The organism is Synechococcus sp. CCY9202 (assembly GCF_034931685.1).
Classification (GTDB): Bacteria; Cyanobacteriota; Cyanobacteriia; order PCC-6307; family Cyanobiaceae; genus CBW1002.
On record NZ_JAYGID010000096.1, the window covers coordinates 1 to 25,245 of the forward strand.

The 25,245-nt window shown below is 65.4% G+C and carries 17 protein-coding genes, 2 tRNA genes, 2 rRNA genes and 1 pseudogene; 8 read left to right on the forward strand and 14 right to left on the reverse strand.

What is annotated here, in order from left to right:
* Both VB777_RS12600 and VB777_RS12605 read right to left on the reverse strand, forming a co-directional pair.
* Positions 1 to 113 (reverse strand): annotated as a pseudogene (locus VB777_RS12600) (IS5/IS1182 family transposase); the annotation flags it as partial.
* A 98-nt stretch (positions 114 to 211) separates the two neighbouring features.
* Positions 212 to 661 (reverse strand): glycine zipper 2TM domain-containing protein, encoded by a 450-nt coding sequence (locus VB777_RS12605; protein WP_197158846.1) that lies wholly within the window; start codon positions 659 to 661, stop codon positions 212 to 214.
* A 255-nt stretch (positions 662 to 916) separates the two neighbouring features.
* Between VB777_RS12605 and VB777_RS12610 the strand changes: the two genes are divergently transcribed.
* Together VB777_RS12610 and VB777_RS12615 are read left to right on the forward strand one after the other, a co-directional pair.
* Complete coding sequence (locus VB777_RS12610) at positions 917 to 2,317, forward strand: aldehyde dehydrogenase family protein (RefSeq protein ID WP_323249376.1); 1,401 nt, start codon at positions 917 to 919, stop codon at positions 2,315 to 2,317.
* 129 nt (positions 2,318 to 2,446) lie between these two features.
* Complete coding sequence (locus VB777_RS12615; RefSeq protein WP_323249378.1) at positions 2,447 to 3,751, forward strand: LysM peptidoglycan-binding domain-containing protein; 1,305 nt, start codon at positions 2,447 to 2,449, stop codon at positions 3,749 to 3,751.
* Between the two features lie 24 nt (positions 3,752 to 3,775).
* On the opposite strand, the gene VB777_RS12620 is transcribed toward VB777_RS12615, so the two are convergent.
* Positions 3,776 to 5,359, reverse strand: a complete 1,584-nt coding sequence (locus VB777_RS12620; RefSeq protein ID WP_323249391.1) for an ATP-dependent DNA helicase RecQ — start codon at positions 5,357 to 5,359, stop codon at positions 3,776 to 3,778.
* A 176-nt stretch (positions 5,360 to 5,535) separates the two neighbouring features.
* On the opposite strand from VB777_RS12620, the gene glpK reads away from it, so the two are divergent.
* A complete protein-coding gene (gene glpK, locus VB777_RS12625) occupies positions 5,536 to 7,065 on the forward strand; it encodes a glycerol kinase GlpK (protein ID WP_323249379.1) in 1,530 nt (509 codons plus the stop codon).
* Positions 7,066 to 7,161: 96 nt separating this feature from the next.
* Positions 7,162 to 8,757 (forward strand): glycerol-3-phosphate dehydrogenase/oxidase, encoded by a 1,596-nt coding sequence (locus VB777_RS12630; protein WP_322757634.1) that lies wholly within the window; start codon positions 7,162 to 7,164, stop codon positions 8,755 to 8,757.
* Positions 8,758 to 8,779: 22 nt separating this feature from the next.
* Here VB777_RS12630 and VB777_RS12635 read toward each other — a convergent pair whose 3' ends face one another.
* The 7 genes from VB777_RS12635 to VB777_RS12665 form a co-directional block, all read right to left on the reverse strand.
* Positions 8,780 to 10,399, reverse strand: coding sequence for an alpha-amylase family protein (locus VB777_RS12635; RefSeq protein WP_323249393.1), 1,620 nt, complete (start codon positions 10,397 to 10,399; stop codon positions 8,780 to 8,782).
* A 135-nt stretch (positions 10,400 to 10,534) separates the two neighbouring features.
* Positions 10,535 to 11,518 carry an ABC transporter ATP-binding protein gene (locus VB777_RS12640; protein WP_416238353.1) on the reverse strand — a complete coding sequence of 328 codons (984 nt, stop codon included), beginning with the start codon at positions 11,516 to 11,518 and terminating at the stop codon, positions 10,535 to 10,537.
* Between the two features lie 62 nt (positions 11,519 to 11,580).
* A complete protein-coding gene (locus VB777_RS12645; RefSeq protein ID WP_416238354.1) occupies positions 11,581 to 12,342 on the reverse strand; it encodes a carbohydrate ABC transporter permease in 762 nt (253 codons plus the stop codon).
* Between the two features lie 183 nt (positions 12,343 to 12,525).
* Positions 12,526 to 13,401, reverse strand: coding sequence for a carbohydrate ABC transporter permease (locus tag VB777_RS12650; protein WP_197170761.1), 876 nt, complete (start codon positions 13,399 to 13,401; stop codon positions 12,526 to 12,528).
* Positions 13,398 to 14,657, reverse strand: a complete 1,260-nt coding sequence (locus VB777_RS12655) for an ABC transporter substrate-binding protein (protein ID WP_323249383.1) — start codon at positions 14,655 to 14,657, stop codon at positions 13,398 to 13,400. The genes VB777_RS12650 and VB777_RS12655 overlap by 4 nt, the downstream gene beginning before the upstream one ends.
* Before the next feature lie 32 nt (positions 14,658 to 14,689).
* Positions 14,690 to 16,273: a glucosylglycerol-phosphate synthase gene (ggpS, locus tag VB777_RS12660; protein ID WP_323249385.1), complete on the reverse strand. Its 1,584-nt coding sequence runs from the start codon at positions 16,271 to 16,273 to the stop codon at positions 14,690 to 14,692.
* Positions 16,274 to 16,726: 453 nt separating this feature from the next.
* Entirely contained in the window at positions 16,727 to 17,758 is a 1,032-nt protein-coding gene (locus tag VB777_RS12665; protein ID WP_323249387.1) for a hypothetical protein, read from the reverse strand.
* Between the two features lie 129 nt (positions 17,759 to 17,887).
* Between VB777_RS12665 and VB777_RS12670 the strand changes: the two genes are divergently transcribed.
* From VB777_RS12670 to mtnC, 4 genes are all read left to right on the forward strand, one after another.
* Positions 17,888 to 18,097, forward strand: coding sequence for a photosystem I reaction center subunit IV (locus VB777_RS12670; RefSeq protein ID WP_197158835.1), 210 nt, complete (start codon positions 17,888 to 17,890; stop codon positions 18,095 to 18,097).
* 368 nt (positions 18,098 to 18,465) lie between these two features.
* A complete protein-coding gene (locus VB777_RS12675) occupies positions 18,466 to 19,314 on the forward strand; it encodes a DNA-formamidopyrimidine glycosylase (protein WP_322757639.1) in 849 nt (282 codons plus the stop codon).
* Between the two features lie 24 nt (positions 19,315 to 19,338).
* Positions 19,339 to 20,079 (forward strand): methylthioribulose 1-phosphate dehydratase, encoded by a 741-nt coding sequence (gene mtnB / locus VB777_RS12680; protein WP_323249389.1) that lies wholly within the window; start codon positions 19,339 to 19,341, stop codon positions 20,077 to 20,079.
* 73 nt (positions 20,080 to 20,152) lie between these two features.
* Positions 20,153 to 21,052: an acireductone synthase gene (gene mtnC, locus VB777_RS12685; protein ID WP_323249397.1), complete on the forward strand. Its 900-nt coding sequence runs from the start codon at positions 20,153 to 20,155 to the stop codon at positions 21,050 to 21,052.
* Between the two features lie 188 nt (positions 21,053 to 21,240).
* On the opposite strand, the gene rrf is transcribed toward mtnC, so the two are convergent.
* From rrf to VB777_RS12705, 4 genes are all read right to left on the reverse strand, one after another.
* A 5S ribosomal RNA gene (rrf, locus tag VB777_RS12690) occupies positions 21,241 to 21,357 on the reverse strand.
* A gap of 153 nt (positions 21,358 to 21,510) precedes the next feature.
* Positions 21,511 to 24,392: ribosomal RNA gene (locus VB777_RS12695) — 23S ribosomal RNA — on the reverse strand.
* Between the two features lie 467 nt (positions 24,393 to 24,859).
* Positions 24,860 to 24,932: transfer RNA gene (locus tag VB777_RS12700), tRNA-Ala, on the reverse strand.
* A 9-nt stretch (positions 24,933 to 24,941) separates the two neighbouring features.
* Positions 24,942 to 25,015: transfer RNA gene (locus VB777_RS12705), tRNA-Ile, on the reverse strand.
* Positions 25,016 to 25,245 lie beyond the last annotated feature (230 nt).

Sequence of the window (25,245 nt, forward strand, 5' to 3'; positions counted from 1 at the left end):
AGGGCCTGATCCGCCAGCTTCCGGATCCGCCGCAGCGGATGACTGGTCGGGATCCGCTCCTCGATCGAGACGTAGGAGAACAAGGAGCCGCTGCGCTCCTGCTGACCTCGCATCAAACCTGGGGCAGTTGACTCATTCTCGCAGAGGAAGCGGGGTTTTTCAGCAAACTCCTAACCGAAGGGATGGCGCGCGCAGATGTTGTCGAGCGGCTTCACCAGAGGGTGGGACCGCGACCGCTACCCACCTGGCAGCCCATCTGGGACCCCAGCAGTGCACCCAGGGGGACGGCCCAGGTACGGCCGTCGTCGCGCGAGGCTGCATAGCCGACGCCGCCGCCCACCAGGCCGCCCACCAGACGGCCCACATTGCAACGTTGATCCAGCTGGGCCTGCTCCACCACCGGATCAGGGCCATACACCTGGGCGGTCTCACCCCACCGCTGGCTGGGCTGGGGAACGGGAGGGAGCGGGGCGGGGCGGCCATAGCCCCAGTCCCAGGGAGCCGCGGTGGCCGCCAGTGGGCTGAACAGTGCCGTGGCCACAGCCGCCAGGCCAAGCCAGCGGAGAGACCGGGCACGGCGGAGCGCGGAGGCATTGCCGGTGGTGGAAGGAGCAGCGATGGATGCGCCGGTGATGGATGCGCTGGTGATGAATGTCGTCATGGTGAACATGTGAGGAGGACCTGGAGAAAGGCCGGCTCTGCCAGGCCTCCCTCCAGCACGCCCCTACGGAAGCAAGCCCGGATTGCAGGGCTGTGACCGCAACCCCAGGGGTTCTGACCAGATGCAACTGCCCTGCGCGGCTGCCCTGCGCCGCTGTGCCTCGCCGCAGGCCGATGAATGCATCGGCGTCAGCGATTTGCCAGCGTGGAAGCACGCCCGCGCGCCGGGCCGTTCCCGCCACTCCCCAGCGCCGCCATGACCAACCGCACCGCGGTCCCATCACCCCTGGCCGTGCCCGTGGCCTCGATGCGCGAACCGGTGGAGCGGGGTGACACCCGGCCCGCAACCTGGCGGCTGCAGCAGCTGGAACGGCTGGAACGGCTCCTCGCCACCCACGAAGAGGAGGTGCTGGACGCGCTGGCGGCCGATCTGGGCAAACCCGCCGTGGAGGGGTTCTTCGAACTGGTGGCCGTGCGGCAGGAACTGAAGCTGTGCAAGCGCCAGCTGCGGCGCTGGATGGCCCCCCATCGCGTAGCGACGCCCGTTTCGATCAAACCCGGGCGCGCCTGGTGGCAGGCCGAACCGCTGGGCTGTGTGTTGATCATCGGTCCCTGGAACTATCCATTCCAGCTCTGCCTGCATCCGCTGGTGAGCGCCCTGGCCGCCGGCAACAGTGTGGTGCTCAAGCCCTCCGAGCACGCTCCCCAGACGGCGGCCCTGATCGCGACCCTGATCGAGCACACCTTCGATCCCACCGTGGTGCAGGTGGTACTCGGTGATGGCGCGGTGGCTGCGCGCCTGCTGCAGGAACGCTTTGATCACATCTTCTTCACCGGCGGCGAACGGGTGGGGCGGCTGGTGATGGGCGCCGCAGCCCAGCACCTCACGCCGGTGACCCTGGAGCTCGGCGGCAAGAGTCCGGCAATCGTGCTGGCCAACGCCGACCTGGCGATCACGGCCCGGCGGCTGGCCTGGGGCAAGGGACTCAACGCCGGCCAGACCTGCATCGCCCCTGACTACCTGCTGGTGCAGGCCCCCGTGCGAGAGGCCCTGCTGCAGGGCATCAGTGCGGCGATCACCCAGCTCTATGGCAGCGATCCACTGGCCAGCCCCGACCTCGGCCGGATCATCAATGCCACCCAGTTCGAGCGGCTGGAGGCGTTGCTGCAGGGTGCCCGCAGCCGCGGCCAGGTGCTGGTGGGGGGCCGCAGCGATGCTGGCAATCGCCGGATCGAGCCCACCCTGGTGGCCGTGAACGGACCGGACGATCCGCTGATGCAGGACGAGATCTTCGGCCCGATCCTGCCCGTGCTTTCGGTGGAGGATCTGGAGGAGGCTCTCACCCTGGTACGCCGACGGTCTCGCCCCCTTGCCCTCTACCTGTTCAGCAATGACTCCGCCAGCCAGGAGAAGATTCTGGCCTGCAGCAGCTCCGGCGGGGTGTGCTTCAACGATGTGGTGTTGCAGGCGGGCATCCCCGATCTCCCCTTTGGCGGCGTAGGGGCGAGCGGCATGGGCAGCTATCACGGCGAAAGCGGCTTCCTGACCTTTTCCCACCGCCGCAGCGTGCTGCGGCGTCCGTTCTGGCTGGATCTGCCCGCTCGCTACGCCCCCTACGGCGACAAGCTGGCCCGGCTACGCCGGCTGATGGGATAGGGCCTGATCGGCGCTGTGCAGGCAGACGCAGGCTGAGCCGCCAATCTCACGATCAGCAGACGTGATCAATCCTGGGACTGGGCGGAACCGGGTGGGACCCTTAAGGTGCCGCCAGTTTCTGGTGCAGCCATGCGGCGCCCCCTCGCTGCCCTGGTTCTCGCGCTGGCCCTGCCGATGCCGTCGCTCGCGGCTGAGGTGGTGGTCAAACCGGGCGAAACCCTGTCCGAAATCGCCAGCCGTCACGGCATCAGCCTCACGAGGCTGATGCAGATCAACGGTATCCGCAATGCCGATCAGGTGGAAGCTGGCCGGCGGCTGACCGTACCCAGCGCTCCATCGACAGGGCCGAGCACCGCCAGTGGCGGCAGCGTGACCGTGAAACCAGGAGAGAGCCTCTCGGAAATCGCGGATCGCCATGGCGTGAGCCTGAGCAGGTTGATGCAGATCAACGGCATCCGCAATGCCGACCATGTGGAAGCAGGTCGCCGGTTGGCCTTGTCGTCAACCACCAGCCGCAGCGGCTCCAGCAGCGCAGCGCCGCCTCCGGCTGGAAGCAGCATCAGCGTGCAGCCGGGTGAGACCCTCTCAGAAATCGCCGATCGCCACGGCACCTCCGTGAGCCGATTGCTGCAACTCAATCGCCTGGCCGATCCCGATCGGGTCGAGGCCGGCACCAGGTTGGTGTTGCCCGCCAAACCCGTCACCAAGGCCACCGCAAAACCCGCCGCTCCAGCTCGCACCTATGACCGCAAGGCCAGCGAACACGTGGTGCGCAGCGGCGAAAGCCTGTCGCAGATCGCCGATGGCTATGGCATCAGTCTGACCAACCTGGTGGCCATCAACCGGATCACCGATCCCAACCACGTGGAAGCAGGCAGCCGCCTGCGCCTCAAGGGCACGGCCGCTCCCGCTCCCAAACCGGCTGCGCCCCGACCAGCCGCCGCCCCCAGACCACCGGCCTCCCAGGCCAGCACCAGCCCACAGACGACCAGCGCCTCCACGGCCACCGCAAAACCGGTCTCGGCGTCACAACCTGTCGCTGCAGCACAACAGGCTCCTGCTGCACAGCCAGCACCCGCAGCCCAGGTCGCCACTGCCACTCCAGCAGTGAAACCAGTCCCGGCGAAGCCTGCCGCCGCCCAACCCATCCAGGCCAAGGCCACAACGGCAACCGCCGCCGCAAAGCCATCCCAACCGGACTGGCGCACCTACGGGCCGTTGCAGGTGGACTGGGCCAACTGGCAACCGATGGGCGGCAGTTTCGTGACCCCCAGCCTCAATGGCGAGGGACAGCCGCTCTACCTGGCCATCAACTGTTCGGCACGCCGGCTCAACGCCACCGGCCAGTCGGGGCAGTGGAAGAGCTGGGACCCACCCCAGAGCGAGTTCGAACAGCAGCTGATCACCGACCTTTGCAAGACCCGCACCAGCTGATCTGACCTGAACCGCCGATCCGCGTCAGCCGGCCCAGGGGAGGGGCCAGGGCTCCCGCAGGAAATGTTCGCCGCTGACCCGCAGCCACAGGCGCTGCGATCCGTCGTCACTTTCGTGGATCAGCTCCTCCTGCACCAGCCGCCGCACCAGCCAGGCCCACCGGTCCTCCGGCTCCCCATGGGCCTCGGCCAGGTCTTCCACCAGGCTGCGCAGATCCCGGCCCCGCCGTTCCTGCAGAGCCCCGAGTAGACGCACCGCCGGCTCCGACCAATCCTGCCGGGAGGGCTTCTCCAGGCAATTGTCACAGCGGCCGCAGGGAGGGCTGATCTCTCCCACCGCCATCAGCAACGCCTGCTCGCGACAACCCTCCCCCTCCGCCACCGCCTCCATGCGGCGTAACTGCCGCTGGGCCAGCTCCGCCCGCTGATCCTCAGGCTCGCGGCCCGACCCTGACACCCCACCCCGGTCCTGCTGGGTGGAGGCCCGGATGGCCCAGCCGAGGCTGGTGCGATCGATCGGATCAAACAGCACCAGACAGCGGGCTGGCAGACCGTCGCGGCCGGCCCGGCCCGATTCCTGCAGGTAGCCCTCCGGACTGGCGGGCAGATCGAGATGGAGCACAAGGCCCACATCGGGCCGATCCACCCCCATGCCGAACGCCATGGTGGCCACCAGCACCGGCTGGGGGGAGCGCTGGAAATGCTCCAGCGCCAGCTGGCGACTCTCCGGATCCATGCCGGCGTGATACGCGATCGCTTCCACTCCCGCCAGCGTCAGCCGCTCGGCCCACTGCTCCACGGAGCGGCGGGTGCGGGCATAGATCAGCACCGCGCCACGGGCCTGCTGCACCGCCTCCAGAAGCAGCGGCAACGGATCGGCCGGGCGACGCTGCATGGCGTAGGCCAGGTTGTTGCGCCGGGCGGAACGCACCTGAATCAAGGGGCGCTGCAGCCGCAGCAGCCGGATGATGTCGGCCCGCACCTGGGGCGCCGCCGTGGCACTGAGGGCCACCAGGGGAACGCCGGGACAGAGCTGCCGCAACTGGCCCAGCCGGCGGTAATCGGGCCGGAAATCGTGGCCCCAGGCACTGATGCAGTGGGCCTCGTCCACCGCCAGGGCCACCACCCGGCCCGTGCCCATCACCTCATCGAGCAGCTGACGGCTGGCCTCCCCCTGCAGCCGTTCGGGGGCGAGATAGAGCAGCCGGAGCCTGTTGTCCCGCAAGCGCTGCAGCAGTGCCCGCCGCTCCGGCAGGGAGACTCCACCGTGCAGGCTGGCCGCCGCAATGCCGCGGCGCTGCAACTGGTCGACCTGGTCCTGCATCAGGGCCACCAGGGGGGAAATGACCAGCACCAGGCCACCTCGGACCAGGGCCGGCAGCTGATAACAGAGCGACTTGCCGCCCCCGGTCGGCAACACCGCCAGGCAATCGCGTCCGGCCAGCAGGGCCTCCACCACAGGCCGTTGCCCGGGCCTGAAGCTGGACCAGCCGAAATGACGCGCCAGGGTGGCGGTGAGGGGGTCCGGGGCCGTTTCAGCAGTTGCGGCGGCGGTTGCAGCGATCGAACCTGCGGCGCCTGCGGCCGTCTCCGCCCGGATGGTGTCCATCGCCACCGCTCAGCCGTGACACAGGCTACCGCCGCCCTCCGGCAGGGGCCTGAACCAGGGCCTGAGCGAGGTGCCTGAGCGACCGTTGCAAAGCCCATCGATTCCTGATCAATCCCCTGCAGAACCCAGGGTCCCGCCGCTACCACGGTTCAAGGGACGCGAACGGTGACACCAGCATGGCCGAACCGCTCCTGCTGACCCTCGATCAGGGAACCACCAGCTCCCGGGCCACGCTCCACACCGCCAGCGGCCAGAGGCTGCTCAGCTGCAGCGCCCCCCTGACCTGTCGCTACCCCGCCGATGGCTGGGTGGAGCAGGACGGGGAGGAGATCTGGATCAGCCAGCTCACGGCCCTGCAGCAACTGGAGCAGGCCCTCACCCCGGAACAGCGGCGGGCGGTCGTGGCGGCCGGCATCGCCAATCAGCGCGAAACCACCCTCCTGTGGGAGCGCCAGAGCGGCGCCTTGCTGGGGCCGGCGATCGTGTGGCAGGACGGGCGCACCGCCGGGATCTGCAGCCACTGGAGGCAGGAGGGGCTGGAGACACTGCTGAGGCAGCGCACCGGGCTGCTGGTGGACCCCTACTTCAGTGCCAGCAAGATCGTCTGGCTGCTGCAGCACCAGGCCGCCGCCGCCTCGGCCGCCGCCAACGGCAACCTCTGCTTCGGCACGGTGGACAGCTGGCTGCTCTGGCGCCTCAGCGGCGGCCACTGTCATGCCACCGACCGCAGCAACGCCAGCCGCACCCTGCTGATGGACCTGGAACGGGGCTGCTGGGATCCAGAGCTGTGCGCAGTGCTGGGAATTCCGCCAGAGGCCCTGCCGGAGCTGCACCACAGCGGCGACGCCTTCACCACGATCGCGGCCGGGTTGCCCTTCGCGGGGGTTCCGGTCCAGGCGGTGCTGGGAGACCAGCAGGCGGCAACCCTGGGCCAGGGCTGCCTGCAGCCCGGCGCCGCCAAGTGCACCTACGGCACCGGCGCCTTCCTGGTGAGCAACACCGGCCCTGAGATCCGCCGCTCCAGCCAGGGCCTGCTCAGCACCTGGGGCTGGAGCATGGCCGGGAGCAGTCCCACCTACTGCCTCGAGGGCAGCCTGCTCAACGCCGGCACCGTGATCCAGTGGCTGCGGGATGGCCTCGGCCTGATTCAGCAGACCGAGGAGGTGAATGCCCTGGCGGCCTCCGTGCCGGACAGTGGCGGCCTCATGCTGGTGCCCGCCTTCACGGGCTGGGGGACGCCCCACTGGGATCCCTTCGCCCGCGGCCTGATGATCGGTCTGGGTCGCGACACCAGCCGCGGCCATGTGGCCCGGGCGGCACTGGAGGGCATTGCCCTGGCGGTGGCCACCCTGGTGGAACTGGCCGGCGACGCATTGAACGCCCCCCTGCAGAACCTGGTGGCCGATGGCGGTGCGGCGGCTTCCGATCCGCTGCTGCAGGCCCAGGCCGACAGCACCGGCCTGACGGTGTACCGCCGCTCAGACCTGGAGAGCACCAGCCGCGGTGTGGCCTTGCTCGCGGGGGTGATGGCCGGGGTGGTGCCGGGACTGGAGGCCTGGAATCAGGTGCCCGGCGAGCCCCCCCCCCGATGCTTCCAGCCGCAGTTGACGCCGGAGCAGCGCCACCATTGGCGGCAGCGCTGGCACGAGGCGGTACGCCGCAGCCTGGGCTGGGCAGATCAAGACCATGAACACGATCAGAGCTGAGCGAAGCAAGCCACCGAACGGCTCTGGCCAGCGCAGCCCCCTCACCACGGCCACGCAGCCGCGCTGTCTCCCGACATCCCGTCCTTCCCCATCCCCATGCCGAGCGACCGTCCGCCCATCGATCCAGACGCGAGTTCGCTGACCGGTCCCTACGACCTGCTGGTGATCGGGGCCGGCGCCACCGGAGCCACCCTCGCCCTGGAGGCCGTGCGCCGCGGCCTGTCCGTGGCCCTCGTGGATGCCCGCGACATCGCCAGCGGCACCAGCAGCCGCAGCACCAAGTTGCTGCACGGCGGTGTGCGCTACCTGGAGCTGGCCTTCCGCACCCTGGATCGGCGTCAGCTGCGGCTGGTGCGCGAAGCCCTGGCGGAACGGGGCCACTGGCTCAAGGCCGTGCCCTTCCTGGCCCATCGGCTGGAGCTGCTGCTGCCCACCCGTCAACCACTGGCACAGGCCTACTACGCCATCGGTCTGGGGCTCTACGACCTCCTGGCAGGCCGGGAATCGATCGGCGCCAGCCGCTGCGCCCAGGCGAAGGAGGTGCAGCGGCTGCTGCCGGATCTGGCACCTGGCCACAGCGGCGTGCTCTACAGCGACGGGCAGTTCGACGATGCGCGGCTGAATCTGCTGATCGCCCGAACCGCCGCACGCCACGGGGCCCTGGTGCGGCCCCACACGCCGGTGGTGGAGCTGTTGCAGAAGAACGGCCGGCTCTGCGGCGCGGTGCTGGAGGCAGCCGACGGCCAGCGCTGCCAGGTGGAGGCTCGGGTGGTGGTCAATGCCGCCGGCATCGGCGCCGACGCCGTGCGGCGCCTGGCGGCGCCGGATCTGCCATCACGGCTGCAGGTGAGTCGCGGCATGCACCTGGTCCTGGAGCAGGCCCTGTGTCCCGCCGGCACCGGCCTGCTGGTGCCCTCCACCGACGACGGCCGGGTCCTGTTCATGCTGCCGTTCTTCGGGCGCACGCTGGTGGGCACCACCGACACCGCCTGCCCCGCCGCCGCTGCCGAGCAGCCCAGCCCAGAAGGGGAGGCCTATCTGCTCGACTATGTGCGCCGCTGGTTCCCATCGGTTCAGAGCCCGCAGGTGAGCAGCCGCTGGGCCGGCGGACGGCCGCTGCTGCTGCCGGATGAGGCCGCCACCAGCACCGCCGGCGTGGTGCGGGAGCACAGCGTCGAGCGCCTGCCCTGCGGACTGGTCAGCGTGCTGGGGGGGAAGTGGACCACCTGCCGCACGATGGCGCTGGAGGCGCTCGCCGCCGTGACCGCCGAACTGGGTCAGACCCTGCCGGCCCCCAAGGCCGCGCCGATCGTCGGCAGCGCCACCGCTGCCGCCCAGACCACAACCGGGCTCGCCGCCCTGCGGCAGAGGCTCACGGAAACCCTTCAGGAGCAGCTCGGTCCAGCCGGGGCCGCCGGCTTGAGCGCCCATCTGCTGGCCAGCCACGGGCTGGAGGCGGAGGCCGTACTGGCCTGCGCCTCCCATGCCGCGGAACGGGAACCGCTCAGCAGCGTGATTCCGCTCACAGCCGCGGAGGTGCGCCACATGGCCCGCCACGAATGGGTGCGCGACCCTGAGGACGTGCTGGCGCGGCGCTGCCGCCTCGCCTTCGTGGACACCGCCGAAGCGGAACGGCTGAAGGAGCCGGTGCGACAGCTGCTGGACGAGGAGGGTGTGCACGCAGGGTCATAGGGCTGGGGACCAGCCGCCTGCCTCACTCCCCCACCAGCCACCAGAAGAAGCCATAGGCGGGCAGATACACGAACCAGGCGTCGCTGGCCGCCGGGAATTCGCAGCCCCAGAGGGTGTCGCGCATGCGGCTGCCCTGCCAACGCCCCAGATCCAGCTGGGTGGACGCACCGGCAGACGACACGTTCGCCGCCACCACCACGGTCATCGACGGCTGGAGGGCATCCCCGTCCTGGCACTCGGGGCAATGGCGGGCGTAGCAGAGCACGCCGGGATGGCCGCTCTCCAGCCACACCACATCGCCATGGCGCAGGGCCGGCAGCAACCGCCGGCTGGTGAGCATGCGGTGGTGCCAGTTGAGCAGGGAGCCGGAGAGCTGTTGCTGCACCTCCACGTTCACCATGCGGTAGTCAAAGCCCGGTGCCGTGATCGGGGGCAGCACCAGCAACGGATCGGGAGCCGTCGAAAAGCCGCCGTTGGCGGCACGGGTCCAGGCCATCGGCGTGCGGTTGGCGTCACGGTCCCGCAACCCCGGCCAGTCGCCCATACCCAGCTCATCGCCGTAGTAGAGGCAGGGCAAGCCGGGCAGGCTGTAGAGCAGGCCATGCAGCAGGGTGTTGGGCCGGGGATCGCCATTGAGGAGGGGGGCGAGCCGGCGGTTGATGCCCCAGTTGAGCCAGTGGTCGCGGCCTTCCGGGAAGCCGTTAAGGATCGCCTCGATCACGCTCTGCTCCACGAGATGACCATCACCGAGCCAGAGCTCGTCGTGGTTGCGCAGCGGCAGCGCCCAGCGGCAGCCGGGCACCATCTCCTGGGCATGGCTGAGGCAGGTGAGCAGGTCATCGCAGCGGCCACTCGCTACGGCGGCAAACAGATGGGCCGTGAGGGCGAAATCGAAGGCGGCATGGAGTTCGTCATCCGCCAGGTAGGGGGCCGATTCGCGCACCGGCTGGATCGCCTCCGCCAGCAGCAGCACATCCCGGCCGCAGGCGTCCACCCGGGAGCGCAGGCGCCGCAGGAAGGCATGGGTTTCGGGCAGGCCCTCACAGCGGCTGTGCTCGGCCTCGAACAGAAAGGGCACCGCATCGAGGCGGAAGCCATCCACCCCCTGCTCCAGCCAGAAGTCGACCACCTGCAGCATGGCCTCCTCCACGGCGGGGTTGGCGTAGTTGAGATCAGGCTGGTGACGCAGGAAGCGATGCAGGTAGTACTGGCCCGCCATCGCGTCCCATTCCCAGTTCGATGACTCGAAATGGCGGAACAGCACCGGGGCGTCGGCGTAGCCGCGATCATCGTCGCGCCACACGAAGAACTCCCGCTCGGGGGTGCCCGGGGCCGCCCAGCGGGCCCGCTGAAACCAGGGGTGCAGCACGCTGGTGTGATTGAGCACCAGATCGAGGATCAGGCGGATGCCGCGGCCATGGGCCCGATCCAGCAGCAGCCGGAAGTCGTCCAGACTGCCCAGATCCGGATGGATGGCCGTGAAATCGGTGATGTCGTAGCCCCCATCCCGCAAGGGAGACGGATAGGGGGGTGTCAGCCAGATGGCATCAATCCCGAGCCACTCGAGGTACGGCAGCTTGTCGATGATGCCGGCCAGATCACCGATGCCATCACCGGTCGCGTCAGCGAAGCTGCGCGGCATCAGCTGATAAATCACGCAGCCTTCCCACCAGTGGGGCAGCCGGCTCGCTGACCTGGGCGGGGCCTGACGGCGGCGACGGGAGGAGCTGGGCGACATCGTGGGGCAGGAACGGGAACGCTCAGGCCAGCGAGGCCCTCAGTCCGGCAGGCGCAGGCCGGAGCCGCCATCGAAGCGATGGACCCGCCGGGGCTCCCAGCCCAGGCGCAGCTCAGCCTCCACCGGCTGGTCCCCATTGCACACCCAGCGCAACGGTCCGTAGGACGTGGACAGCAGCAGCTGCTGGCTGGCGCCATGCCATTCGCGGCTGAGCAGGCTCGCCGCAATCCCCCCCTCCACAACGGGATGGAGATGCTCCGGGCGCACCCCCAGCAGAGATCCATCGGGCTGGGGAAGCAGATTGATCTCCGGCCGTCCAATGAAGCGGGCCACAAAGGCGTTGGCTGGCTGCTCGTAGAGCTGCTGAGGGGTGCCGCACTGCTGCAGGCGGCCGTCCCGCAGCACGGCGATCCGATCGGCGATGCCCATCGCCTCCTGCTGGTCATGGGTCACGTACACCACCGGGGCACTGCCGCCGCAGAGGATCGTGCGCAGCTGGGGCCGCAGTTCCTCGCGCAGCTGGGCATCGAGATTGCTCATCGGCTCGTCCAGCAGGAAGACCTGCGGCCTGCGCAGTAGAGCCCGGGCCAAGGCGACCCGCTGCCGCTGCCCGCCCGACAGATCGGCCGGCCGCCGGCCACGCAGCTCCTCGAGCTGCAGCAGCGCCAACACCCGATCCAGCTCGCGCTCGATCGTGGCCCGGGCCACCCCGCGCATCTCCATCCCGAGTGAGAGATTGCGCGCCACGCTCAGATGCGGATACAGGGCATAGCTCTGGAACACCATGCCCACTTGGCGCCGCACCGGTGGCAGGGTCGTGATGTCGCGGCCCGCCAGCAGGATCCGCCCCGCATCGGGCCAGTCCAGGCCGGCGATCAATCGCAGAATGCTGCTCTTGCCGCATCCACTGGGGCCCAGCAGCGCCAGGCAATCGCCGCCTGCGACGGTGAGATCGAGATGATCGACGATCGTGCGCGTCCCGATCCGCCGCAGCAGCTGCTCAAGCCGCAGGCTGCCAGCCATGGCCGGACTGGCTGTCGCTGCAGTCACCGTGACTGACGCAGGCGTGGTCGGAGTAGGTGTCGTCATCCCTTGATCGCCCCCTGGGTGAGCCCCGCCACGATCGGGCGCTGGAACACCAGTAGCAGCACCAGCAGCGGCACGCTGCCCAGCACCGTGGCGGCGGCAAAGGCTCCGTAGGGCACGGTGTACACCGAGGAGCCGGCGATGCGGGCCATGGCCGGCGCCAGGGTGAGCAGCTCGCTGCGGCTCAGCCAGGTGAGGGCGATGGGGAACTCATTCCAGCTGAACAGGAACACCAGCAGTGCCGTGCTGAACACCGCCGGACCGAGCAGCGGCAGCAGGATCCAGCGCAGGCGCTGCAACAGGCTGAGCCCCTCCAGCACAGCGCTTTCCTCCAGTTCCGGGGGCAGCTCAGCAAAGGCCGCCTGCAACAACAGCACCGCCAGGGGCAGGGACAACCCCGCATAGGGCAGGCAGAGCGCCAGCAGGTTGTTGGCGAGCCCGAAGTGACGGGCCACCTCCAGCAGGGCCAGGAACAGCAACACGTAAGGGAACACCGCCGTGGCCAGCAGAGTGCCCCCCATCACCAGCCGCAGCGCCCCGGAGCGCCGCGCCAGGCCATAGGCACAGGGGATGGCCAGCAGCAGGGTGAGCAGCGTGCTGACACCGCCCACCAGGGTGCTGTTGAGCAGATAGCGCCAGAAGGGAGGATCTCCCGTGAGGATCTGGGCGTAATTCGCCAGCGTCCAGCCGCTGGCCAACCCGGCCCAGCCCGCCAGCAGGGCTTCGGGAGTGCGCAACGACGTGTAGAGCTGCCAGACCATCGGCCCGAGGCTCCAGAACAGCAGCAGCCCCACCGCCAGGACTCGGCCGAAAAGGGCTGAGGCGGGAATCGAACCGGCACCACTGGCCATAGGACCTCTGGGCATGGGGCCTCCAGCCATGGGATCCGAGGAACGAGAGGGAGACGTCATGGCGGAGATCAGCATGGCGGAGATCAGCGGCGTTCAGGCCTCGGCGGCTCGCCGCCACAGCAACAGCAGAAGGGCAGAAAGCAGCAACAGCAGGAACATGCCCAGCATCACGGTGGCGCTGTAGCCGAAATCGAGGAAACGCATGGCATTGAGATAGGCGTACACCGCCAGGCTCTCGGTGCTGCCCGCCGGCCCACCGCCGGTGAGCACCGCGATCAGATCAAACACGCCCAGGGCCTGGGCGAGTCGAAACAGCAGCACCAGAAAGATGTAGGGCCGCAGCAACGGCAGGGTGATGCGCCGCAAGGCCTGCCAACTGGTACCACCCTCAAGCGCCAGAGCTTCGTAGAGATCGGCGGGAATCATCTGCAACCCCGCCAGCAACACCAGCGCCACGAACGGGGTCGTCTTCCAGACGTCCGCCACCACCGCCGCGATCCAGGCGAGCTGGGGAGACGCCAGAAAGGGCAGCGTGGCCAGCCCCACGCTCTGGAGCAAGCCGTTGATCGGCCCGTTGGGATCGTTGAAGATCCAGCGCCAGCCCAGGGCCATCACCGTGGTGGGCAGGGCCCAGGGCAGCAGGGTGAGGCTTCTGACCACCCCCCGTGCCGGCCAGCGCTGATGCAGCACCAGGGCAATGGCCAGGCCAAGCAGCAGCTCCAGTCCCACGGAAACGCCGGAGAAGCGCAATGTCTGACCGGCGTCCTGCCAGAAGCGGCCGTCCCCGAGCAGCCGCTGCCAGTTGGCCAGGCCCACCGGCACGGGCTCCAGGCCCGTGAACACCGACTGGGCCTGCAGACTCAGCCAGCCGTAGTAGCCCATCGGCCAGACGAACACCGCCAGCAGCAACAGCAGCGCCGGGGCGATCAACGCCAGGGTGACGAGGTTGGCGCGCAGCGTTCGGCTCATGCCCCCGTCCCCTCTCCGCCGGTGGACTCCAGCAGCAGGGTGCTGGCCAGGCCCGCCCGCCGCATGGCCTGAGCGGCCGGCAGTCCGCCGGTGATCACATCGCTGAGCTGCCGCTGCAGGATGTCGCTCAACTGGGCGTAGGCCGGTGTGATTGGCCGCAGCACGGCGTATTCCAGGGCCCGGAGCTGCTCCGGCAGGGTTGGAGAGGCAGCCAGCAGCTCCGGATCCTCAAACAGGGCCGTCAGGGTGGGGGTGTTGCCCCAGTCCTTCACCAACCGGCGCTGGCTGTCGGCTCCAGTCAGGGCCTGGAGCACCTCCACCGCCTGATCAGGATGGGAGCTGCCGCGCAGCACCGATAGGCCCCAGCTGCCCTGGGTCGCGGCGGGGGACTGGCCAGGCTGCGCCACCATGGTGGTGACCCCCACCTTGCCGGCCACGCGGCTGCCCGGCTTCTGCAGCTCGCTCCAGGCATAGGGCCAGTTGCGCATGAAGGCGACGTCGCCGGTCTCGAACGCCTGCAGGGTCTCCGGTTCAGCGAAATTGGCCACCGCCGCCGGGCTGATGCCGTCGACGAGCAGCTGCCGCAACCAGCCCGCCGCTGCTGCCGCCTCGGGTTGCTCCAGCCCCAGACCCGGCGTCAGATCCGGCTCCCAGCGGCCGCCAAAGCCGTGCAGCACCTCCAGAAAATCACAGATCAGGCCCTCGTACTGGCGCCCCTGCCAGACAAAGCCCCAACGCACCCGGCCCTGCTGCTGCAGCTGCTGAGACACGGCCACAAGTTCGGCGGGCGTCCGGGGTGGACGCTCCATCAGATCGGTGCGCCAGTAGAGCAGCCCCATCGAGGCCACCATCGGCACCCGCCAGAGATGGCCATCGATCACGTTGCCCTGCCGGGCGCCGGACACCACACCGGCCAGGGGATCGGGACCGAGCCGATCGTCGAGGGGCAACAACCAGCCGGCGGCGGCGTACTTGGCCGTCCAGCTGACGTCCATCAGCAGCAGGTCGTAGGGGCTGTCGCCCAGCAGCAGGCTGCTGATCGCCAGATCCGAGACGGATTCGGTCTCGAAGGGACCACGGGTCACGGCGATGGTCAGCCGCGGATGGCTGCGGTTGAAGGCCTCCACCGTGGCGGCGGTGGCATCGACGAAGGGCGCCGGCATCAGCACCCGGATCGTGACCGCGGGCCGGGCCACGGCGATGGACACCGGCAGCAACAGCGCCACCACCAGGGCCGCCAGCAGCCCCAGTGCCAAGCGCCGGGTCCAGAGCTCGCGAGGTGGCCGGGTCACAAGGCCCGCAGAACGCCCAGCTGCTCTTCGGCCCAGTGCTGCACGGTGAACGTCTCCACGGCGCCGGTCATGCCCTCCATGCGGCGGCGCTGCTCCTCAACTGGCATCACCAGGGCCGCCGCGATCGCCTCATCCATGCTGCGGTGCGAATACGGGTTGGTGAGCAGGGCATCCTGCAGCTCCACCGAGGCACCGCTGAATTCCGAGAGCACCAGCACTCCCGCCTGGCCGCGGCGGGCCGCCACGTATTCCTTGGCCACCAGGTTGAGGCCGTCCCGCAGCGGGGTGATCCAGCAGATGTCGGCCTGTCCGAACCAGGCCACCAGGTCTTCGTAAGGGGTCCGCACTGTCGACAAACGCACCGGTGTCCAATCGATCCGGCCGAAGCGGCCATTGATGCGACCCACCACTTCCTCCACCGAGCGCTGGATCTCGTCATAGATACGCATGCCACTGGCGGCAGCCACACAGGCCAGGAACAGCTCGAGGCGGCCATGCCAGTCGGGCTGGTTTTCGAGCAGGCGCTCGTAGGTGAGCAGCATCTCCTCGTTGCCCTTGGTGTAGTCCACCCGGGAGGCCGAGAGGATCAGGGTGCGGCCCTCGTGCTGCTCGGCGATCGTGCGCGCTGTGGCCTGCACCGCCGGCTTGTCAGCCAGGGCCCGGATCAGGTCGGGTGATGTTCCAACCGGTGAGGAGACCAGACGCACGCGCCTGCCCTGATGTTCCAGCCAGGGAATGGCCATCGGTTCAGCGAGGGCACTGCCGGTCCGCCGGAACTTGTCCTCCACCGCCACGGACGCCCCAGCCGTGGCGCCGCGCAGGGAGATGGCCGCATGGGCGAAGTTATTGGCGTAGCGCGGGATGTGGAAGCCCACGAGGTCGCAGCAGAGCAGGCTGTCGACGATGGCGTCGCGCCAGGGAAGGATGCTGAACACATCACACGAGGGGAAAGGCGTGTGATGGAAGAAGGCAATGCGCACATCCGGCCGCTGACGGCGAATGAACGCCGGTGCAAGCCAGAGGTTGTAGTCATGCACCCAGATCGTGGCCCCCGGTGCCGCCTCTTCGCAGGCCGCCCTGGCGAAGGACTCGTTCACCTGCTCAAAAATCTGCCAATCGGAATTATCGACGCTGAAATAGCCCGGGAAGGAATGAAGGATCGGCCAGAACGACTCCTTCGAAGTCACGTGATAGAAGCTCGAAATCTGCGTCTCGGTCAGCGGCAGCCGCCGCAAGGTGATATTCACCGATGCGCGGATCTGCAGACGCTCATCCGAAACGACAACCCCCTCGTCCGCCTCCTTGCGCCAGGCGATCCAGGTTCCCCGCGGCTGTTCACTGAACAGATTCCGCAGGGTGGGAATGATTCCATTCGGACTGGTCTGATCCACCCAGTGGCGGGTGCCGTCGGCGTCGATCTGCTCGTCGTAGGGGGAGCGGTGATACACCAGCACAAAATCGCTCTGGCCGTTGGTGCCGCTGTTTGGGTTAGCGCTATGGCTGGCGCTGGAACTGCCGCTTGGGCTGCAGCCTTCGCTTGCGGGATTCGCTGGATTGGGAGCTGAATCGAGAACAATCATGCAGAAAAAGAATAAAGAGTCAGAACGGGGCCAACAATTGAACAGCAGGGTTCAGGTCAACGGGGCTGACGGAGCTGGGGGACTGGAAGCGCGGAGCCTGCGATCGGCATTCCTCAGAGCGCCAGGTGCTGTCGAAGTCCTGGTGGCCTCGCGATGCGACGACACACGGGGATCCCAAGCTGACGTCGACAGGGCTGCGAGCAGAGCAGGTCCCACATCCCGACTGTGCTCGCTCGAACTCACAACCTGGGGAATCCAAGCGATGAGGGGCGGCGCCTGTGGTCGCGTCGCACAGCAGCCGCGTGGACCGGATGGCACGACCAGATCGCACCACTGATCTGGCCTAACAGGCTGAATGCGATGACGGAACCGGGTGGATTTGAGGCACAACAACGACACCATCTCTTCGTTCCACCAGAACACACGTTCCTGCGGCTGTCAAATCGTGCCGGCTCAGGGCAACGGCGGGGGCTGCAGTTGATCGGGGGCTTCCTCCACCAGCTGCAGCCGCAGCCGCTTGCCGCCGGCCAGCTCGCCGAGGGAAACCCTCAGGGTGCTGCCGCTGAGGGTCTGCAACGCATTCAGCAGCTCACGCAGGTGGGGCGTGCTGCTGCCGCTTTCCACCCAGAGGCGCTCGTACAAGCCTCCCAGCCGACGCCAGCTGGTGTGGAGCTTGAGCACCGCCGCCTCCAGTTGCTGGGCCTGCCCCACCGCATCAGCGAGCAGGCCGAGGGCATCGAGGCGCTGCGCCTCCTGCATCGCCTTCTCCAGATCGAGATGGTCGTGCTGAAAGGCGCGAACCGCCAATCCGGCCTCCGCAGCCTTGCGCAACCAGCGGGCCGTGAGGGTCACATCCTTGACCCGATCCAGCTCAGGCTCGTCCTGCAGCACCCGCCGCAGATCCTGCTGCTGCTCCTCGGGCAGCTGGGCCAGCTCCTTGACCAGCGGAGCCACCACCCTGGGCGGCAGCAGATTCTCGGCGGTGCGCTGGCGGATCTCCTCAGGCAGCAAGGGGCTGGTGGCGGCCGTGAATTCGTCGGCCAGGCGCTTCACCTGCTTGCGGGTGATCTGCTGCCCCTCATTGGCGGCCTCGCTCACCATCTGCTGTACCTCCGGCTCCGCCTGGGCCGTTTCTAGGAAGGCGCGTTTGGAAAAGAGGTTGACACTGGCCTCCTCCAGCAAGCCGCCACCCACCAGTCCATCGGCAGACTCGGCCAGCTGGATGAGGGTGTAGGCCCGGGTCTTGCTGATCTCCTGCTCCCGCAACCACTGCAGGAAACCGGTGCCGCGACCCTCGCCGCCGCGCTTCTCGCGGTCGCGGACCGCCCGGAGGATCCTGCCGCGCCAGATTTCGGTCTGCAGGTCGAAGCGATCGCACACCTGCCAGGCCGCCTCGAGGCGGGCCAGGAATTCCATGGTGCTGATCGCGTCGGAGTCCGGATCCGGAAGCTCGAGGCTGAGCGCGGGAGCCTCGATCGGATCCATGACACGAACACGGGGGCGAGAGGCGATCGTGCCACGGCCCCAGGACGGCGACGAATCGTGACGCGCTTCCGCCAGCGCCACGGCCCACGGGTAACGTCCCGTTGACAGCCACCCACTTCACGCGCAGCGATGGCCATCTCCCGCGGCGACAAGGTGCGCATCAAGCGCCCTGAGTCCTACTGGTTCAACGACGTCGGCACCGTGGCGTCGATCGACACCTCCGGGATCCGTTATCCCGTGATTGTGCGCTTCGAGAAAGTCAACTACAACGGTTACAGCGGCTCCGAAGGCGGCATCAACACCAACAACTTCGCCGAGTACGAACTCGAGAAGGCCTGAGTGCCAGGGCGATGCCTTTGCTGCATGGCGTCCTCAATGCGCTGATCCGTCTTCAGGGCAGGTCAGCCCAGCAAAGCCGTTCCGCTTGACCCCGGAGCGGGAGGTGGCACGTGTGCCGGGCATTCAGCCTGAATCACCTCCAAACCCCTCAATCACAACTGAAACAAGGTCAGCCTGTCTGGAATTCCAGGCAGGCTGTTTTACTGTTTCGCGGCACTGTGTCCGCCTCACACTGACTGCTCTGGATGTCCATCCTGCGGCCCAAGGCAGGCAGAGCCATCCACCAGAAGAACCCGCCAGCAGAGCGCTGGGTGGCACGATGAGGCCATCCCTGCGTCACAGCGCAGACCGATCACCACCAAGCGCCCGTGCCGGAGCTGCCCGAGGTCGAAACCGTCCGCCGAGGCCTGGAGCAGCAGACCCGCGGCATGACGGTGGCCGCTGTTGAGGTGCGACTTGCGCGCACCATCGCCCACCCCCAGCCTGCCGAGCTCTTCTGTGTCGCACTGCAGGGCTGCAGCCTGCAGCATTGGCAACGGCGCGGCAAGTACCTGCTGGCGACCCTGACGGACAGAGCGGGTGTCAGCGCCGGAACCTGGGGGGTGCATCTGCGCATGACCGGCCAGTTCCTCTGGCTTCCAGAGTCAGCAGAGCCCTGCCGCCACACACGGGTGCGGATCTTTGATCCGCACGGCCATGAACTCCGCTTCGTCGACACCCGCAGCTTCGGGCAGATGTGGTGGGTGCCCCCTGATCAGGCTCCTGCCGAAGTGATCACCGGACTGCAGCGACTCGGGCCTGAACCGTTCAGCCCTGAGTTCACAGCCAGCCATCTGCAACAGGCCCTGCAGGGTTCGTCACGGCCCATCAAGAACGCCCTGCTCGATCAACGGCTGGTGGCCGGAGTGGGCAACATCTATGCCGATGAATCGCTGTTCGAAGCCGGCATCAGACCCCACACTCCAGCTGGCGAGCTGAAGCGTCCTCAGCTGGAACGCCTGCATGGGGCCCTGCTGAGGATTTTGCGGGCCAGCATCGGCGCCGGCGGCACCACCTTCAGCGACTTCCGTGATCTCACAGGCACCAATGGGAACTATGGCGGTGTGGCCTGGGTCTATCGACGCGGCGGCGAACCCTGCCGCCGCTGCGGCACCATGCTGCGCCGCGACAAGCTGGCCGGGCGCAGCAGCCACTGGTGCCCGCTCTGCCAGCAGTGAACCCGGGCGCCGCGACGCGCTTGGATGGATGGAGTTTCCGAACGATCCGGTTTGGAGTCCCTGGCGACCCAACTCACTGAGGCCATGGTTGCCATCCACCAGCGCGGTTGGTGCGATGGCACGGGAGGCAATTTCAGTTGTGTCAGGCAGCAGGAGCCCCTGCAGCTGTTGATGGCACCCAGCGGCGTGGACAAGGGCTCGGTAGAGCCCGAACAGTTGATCCTCGTCGATGGGAACGCACGCGTGATCAGCGGACACGGCAAAGCCAGTGCCGAAACCCTGCTGCATCTGGCGATCGTCGCCGAGGCTGGCGCCGGGGCCGTGCTGCACACCCACTCCCAGGCGGCCACCCTGCTTTCATCCTGGGCTCTGGGCCAGGAGGAGAGGGCGGAATCAGGCTGCGCTGCATTGGCGATCAGCGGCCTGGAGATGCTCAAAGGCCTGCAAGGCGTCAGCACCCACGCCACCACCATTCACATCCCCGTGCTTCCCAACGATCAGGACCTGCAGTCCCTCAGCTCAGCCGCTCGGCCACACCTGGCCCAGGCACCGCATGGGCTGTTGATCGGAGGTCACGGGCTCTACGCCTGGGGCAGGGATCTGGGCGAGGCCCAGCGCCATCTTGAGATCCTCGAATTTCTTCTCGAACAGCGGTGGCGACGCCTGCTGCTGCAGAGCCTGATGCCCCCCATGCCCGGCCGTGAGCATTCCGACGCAGCCATCACACAGCGACACGACGTTCAGATGGAGACAAACCATGCCTGAACCCAATCGCGCCACCAACAACCAAGCCAGCGGAGCCCCTGGCGTGCTTTTGCCCGACACGACGACACACATCCTGCTGGACATTGAAGGGACCACCTGCCCGGTGAGCTTTGTCAGCGAAGTGCTGTTTCCCTATGCCAGGTCCAACCTCGCATCTTTTCTGAAAAGCCAAGGTCAACAGCCAGCCGTCATAGAGCTGGTACAGGAGTTGCAGCAAGCCTGGGACCTGGAGAGTGACCCCGAAGCAGTGCAACTGCGCAGGAAGTCATCAGGCAAGGATCCAGAGCCTGGAACGGGAATGGCAACAGAACCTGTTATTGCTAACAATGGCAATGGCAATGGCAATCGCAATGGCAGTGTTACTGCCAGCCCTGGCTCTGGCCCTAGTGAGATTGTCAACAATCAGACATCCGGAAGCGCTTTCACCGGTGAATTCAATTCTTCAAGCCTCAACGCAACAAGAAACCATGCGCTCGTACCCTATCTGGAATGGCTGATTCATCAGGATCGCAAACTCACCCCTCTCAAGGAGCTTCAAGGACTGATCTGGGAGCATGGCTATGCCAACGGGAGTTTACAGGGGCCCATTTACGCCGATGTTCCACCAGCCCTGCGTGACTGGAAGAATCAGGGACTACAAATCGCAGTGTATTCTTCCGGCTCTGTCCGTGCACAGCAACTCATCTACCAATACAGCTGCTTTGGAGATTTGCGCCCTTGGTTTTCGGCCTGGTTCGACACTCGCATAGGTGCGAAACAAAGAGCAGAGAGCTATCGATCCATTTGCACCGAACTTCAGACGGATCCCAGCAGGATCCTTTTCATCAGCGATGTCACCTTCGAACTGGATGCCGCAGCAGAGGCTGGGTATGCAGTGCTGATTAGCGAACGTGAGGGAAATCCGCCGCAACCCTGCCATCCGTACACAAGCATCAAGCGTTTTGACGCTATCCGATCAATCATGATGCCCTAACAGTTCCGAATCCCTGAAGGCAAAGCCATCTGAGTCAGCAGACTCTCTCTAGGGAAGGCTGCTGCTTGGGGAGGCTGCTCTTGGGGAGGCCGTCAAGCGGGGAGGCCATCGATCCCCAGGCACACGAAAACGCCCCCGATCGCAGCCTTCAGGCTGCCATCGGAGGCGTCGTCGTGGAGCAAAGTTTGACCTGGCATCGAGCTATTTTCGCAGGAGGCTACCCTCCAACTATCGTTGCCGCTGCTGCGTTTCACAACCGAGTTCGAGATGGATCGGAGTGGGTCCACAGCGCCATGAACACCAGGAAAGCAAACGGCCTCTTGAGGCCCCTTGCCGGTCTTTGCCCCCAGGTTGAACCCTGAGAACTGCATAGGAGCGGTTGACAAGCAACCGGTCTGGATCCAAAAGCTTTGAGCGCGTGATCCCTGTGTCATCCGGTCAGGATGGCAAGGGATGGAATGGTCAAGCCCTCGGTCTATTAGTACTCCTCCGCTTCACCGGTTACCCGGCTTCCACGTAGAGCCTATCAACGGGTGTTCTTCCCGTGACCTTACTGGCTTATGCCATGGGAACACTCATCTTGAGGTGGGCTTCCCACTTAGATGCTTTCAGCGGTTATCCACTCCGCACATGGCTACCCAGCGTTTACCGTTGGCACGATAACTGGCACACCAGAGGTGCGTTCCTCCCGGTCCTCTCGTACTAGGGAGAAATCCTCTCAATGTTCCTGCGCGTGCACCGGATATGGACCGAACTGTCTCACGACGTTCTGAACCCAGCTCGCGTACCGCTTTAATGGGCGAACAGCCCAACCCTTGGGACCGACTTCAGCCCCAGGTTGCGATGAGCCGACATCGAGGTGCCAAACCTCCCCGTCGATGTGAACTCTTGGGGGAGATCAGCCTGTTATCCCTAGAGTAACTTTTATCCGTTGAGCGACGGCCCTTCCACTCAGAACCGTCGGATCACTAAAGCCGACTTTCGTCCCTGTTCGACTTGTAGGTCTCACAGTCAAGCTTGCTTCTGCTTTTGCACTCGTCGGCTGATTTCCAACCAGCCTGAGCAAACCTTTGCGCGCCTCCGTTACCTTTTAGGAGGCGACCGCCCCAGTCAAACTGCCCACCTGATACTGTCCGGTCCCCGGATGACGGGTGACCGTTAGAACCCTAGCTCTGAAAGAGTGGTATCTCACCGTTGGCTCACCATGACCCGCAAGCCATGGATCAAAGCCTCCCACCTATCCTGCGCATTCAGAGCCCGGGCACAATACCAAGCTACAGTAAAGCTTCATAGGGTCTTTCTGTCCGGGTGCACGTAGTCCGCATCTTCACAGACAATTCTATTTCGCCGAGCCTCTCTCCGAGACAGCGCCCAGATCGTTACGCCTTTCGTGCGGGTCGGAACTTACCCGACAAGGAATTTCGCTACCTTAGGACCGTTATAGTTACGGCCGCCGTTCACCGGGGCTTCAGTCGCCAGCTTCGCTTGCGCTGACCAGCTTCCTTAACCTTCCGGCACTGGGCAGGCGTCAGCCCCCATACATCGTCTTGCGACTTAGCGGAGACCTGTGTTTTTGGTAAACAGTCGCCTGGGCCTCTTCACTGCGACCACCTTGCGGTGGCACCCCTTCTCCCGAAGTTACGGGGCCATTTTGCCGAGTTCCTTAGAGAGAGTTACCTCGCGCCCCTCGGTATTCTCTACCACCCCACCTGTGTCGGTTTCGGGTACAGGCCATCATGCCTTAACGGGTATAGGGCTTTTCTTGGAAGCTTGACATCACCCACTTCGCGGCCGTAGCCGCTCGCACTCACGCCTCAGCTCAAGCTGTTTTCGCCAGCTCTCAACGCCTCGAACGCTTGGACCAGTAACCAACATCTGGCTGGGCTAGCCTTCTCCGTCCCCCTTCCCAAAACATGACAGGTACAGGAATGTTGACCTGTTGTCCATCGACTACGCCTTTCGGCCTCGCCTTAGGTCCTGACTAACCCTCCGCGGACGAGCCTGCCGGAGGAACCCTTAGGGTTTCGGGGCATGGGATTCTCACCCATGTTTTCGCTACTCAAGCCGACATTCTCACTTCCATGCAGTCCACGCCCGCTTACGCTAACGCTTCACCCCACATGGAACGCTCCCCTACCATCGGAATCTTACGATTCAAATCCGCAGCTTCGGTACAATGCTTAGCCCCGTTCATTTTCGGCGCAGGATCGCTCGACCAGTGAGCTATTACGCACTCCTTTGAGGATGGCTGCTTCTAGGCAAACCTCCTGGTTGTCTGGGCAATCCCACCTCCTTTATCACTCAGCATTGATTTGGGGACCTTAGCTGGCGGTCTGGGCTGTTTCCCTTTCGACCATGGAGCTTATCCCCCACAGTCTGACTGCCTAGTTACACACAGGGTATTCAGAGTTCGTCTCGATTTGGTACCGCTCTCGCAGCCCGCACCGAAACGGTGGCTTTACCCCCCTGCTGGAGCACTAGACGCTACGCCTCAACGTATTTCGGGGAGAACCAGCTAGCTCCGGGTTCGATTGGCATTTCACCCCTAACCACAGCTCATCCGCTGATTTTTCAACATCAGTCGGTTCGGACCTCCACTTGGTATCACCCAAGCTTCATCCTGGCCATGGTTAGATCACCCGGGTTCGGGTCTATAAACACTGACGATCGCCCTATTCAGACTCGCTTTCGCTATGGCTCCACCATTCCCGGTTTAACCTGCCAGTGCCTATAAGTCGCCGGCTCATTCTTCAACAGGCACACGGTCATCCTATGAGTAGGACTCCCATTGCTTGTAAGCTCACGGTTTCATGTTCTATTTCACTCCCCTCCCGGGGTTCTTTTCACCTTTCCCTCGCGGTACTGTTGCGCTATCGGTCACACAGGAGTACTTAGCCTTACGAGGTGGTCCTCGCGGATTCACACGGAATTTCACGTGCTCCGTGCTACTCGGGATACAGCTAGGCCAGTTTCGCTTTCGAGTACGGGGCTTTCACCCTCTCTGGCGCGCCATTCAAACGCTTCCTCTAACGTCCCTGGTCCACGTTGCTGTCCCACAACCCCGATGGGCGAACCCATCGGTTTAGGCTCTTCCCCGTTCGCTCGCCGCTACTGAGGGAGTCGTTTTTACTTTCCTTTCCTCCAGCTACTAAGATGTTTCAGTTCGCTGGGTTGGCTCGCGCCGCCCTATGGATTCAGGCGGCCGTTCTAGGGGTTGCCCCATTCGGAAATTCCCGGATCAAAGCGTGTTTCCAGCTCCCCGAGACTTATCGCAGGTAACCACGTCCTTCATCGCCTCTGTGTGCCAAGGTATCCACCGTGAGCCCTTTGTAGCTTGACCATAATTACAACTCGCGTTTAGCTTGTTGAAGGCTATTCTTCCGGTGTCTAAGCTCTCAATCAAGAGATTTCAGACAGCCAGAATCAAACTCCTGCTTGGTGGCTTGTGGCCATGCCAAGTAGAAGACACGAGCTGTACTCGGCTCTAACTCAAGAATCACTGGCTTTCCTGTTTCTCTCAGATTGAGGCTTGCACCTCAATCTTCCCTTCGCTTTCGCTGGGATGCCGCAGCCGAGGCCGCGACCAGAGAGAACCGGAAAGTCAGCGTCTATGAGATGCTTTCTTTTCCAGACTTTTCCTATGCAGTTGTCAAGGTTCTTGCTGAATGCCCATCCTTGCGGACAGGGAATCCAGCATGCTTTCAACCACTCAGGGAATGAAAGCAGGCTGGAATCGTCACCAAGACGTCAGGATCACACCAAAGAAATCTCTCCTTTGCTTCCGTGAGGGCGCTCGTCAGTGTGGAATGGAGGTTAGCGGACTCGAACCGCTGACATCCTGCTTGCAAAGCAGGCGCTCTACCAACTGAGCTAAACCCCCAAACACGAATGGGCCATCCTGGACTTGAACCAGGGACCTCACCCTTATCAGGGGTGCGCTCTAACCACCTGAGCTAATGGCCCAGGAGTTCGACCTCGCGATCGTGTCAAAGTTGTGTCTCACCTGATTGATGATTCAGTATCGCTACCGTTTCATCTTTCAGATTTCAACACCGCCTCAACAAAAATCGTTGGGGTGTGACCTAGACAAAGTTTAGGAACTGAACCTGCTTGGACGGACATGTTGCCATTCCGCTTCCACAGTTGAGGTACCGATCGACCTAGAGTGACAGGATCATGGCCTGAAAATAAAG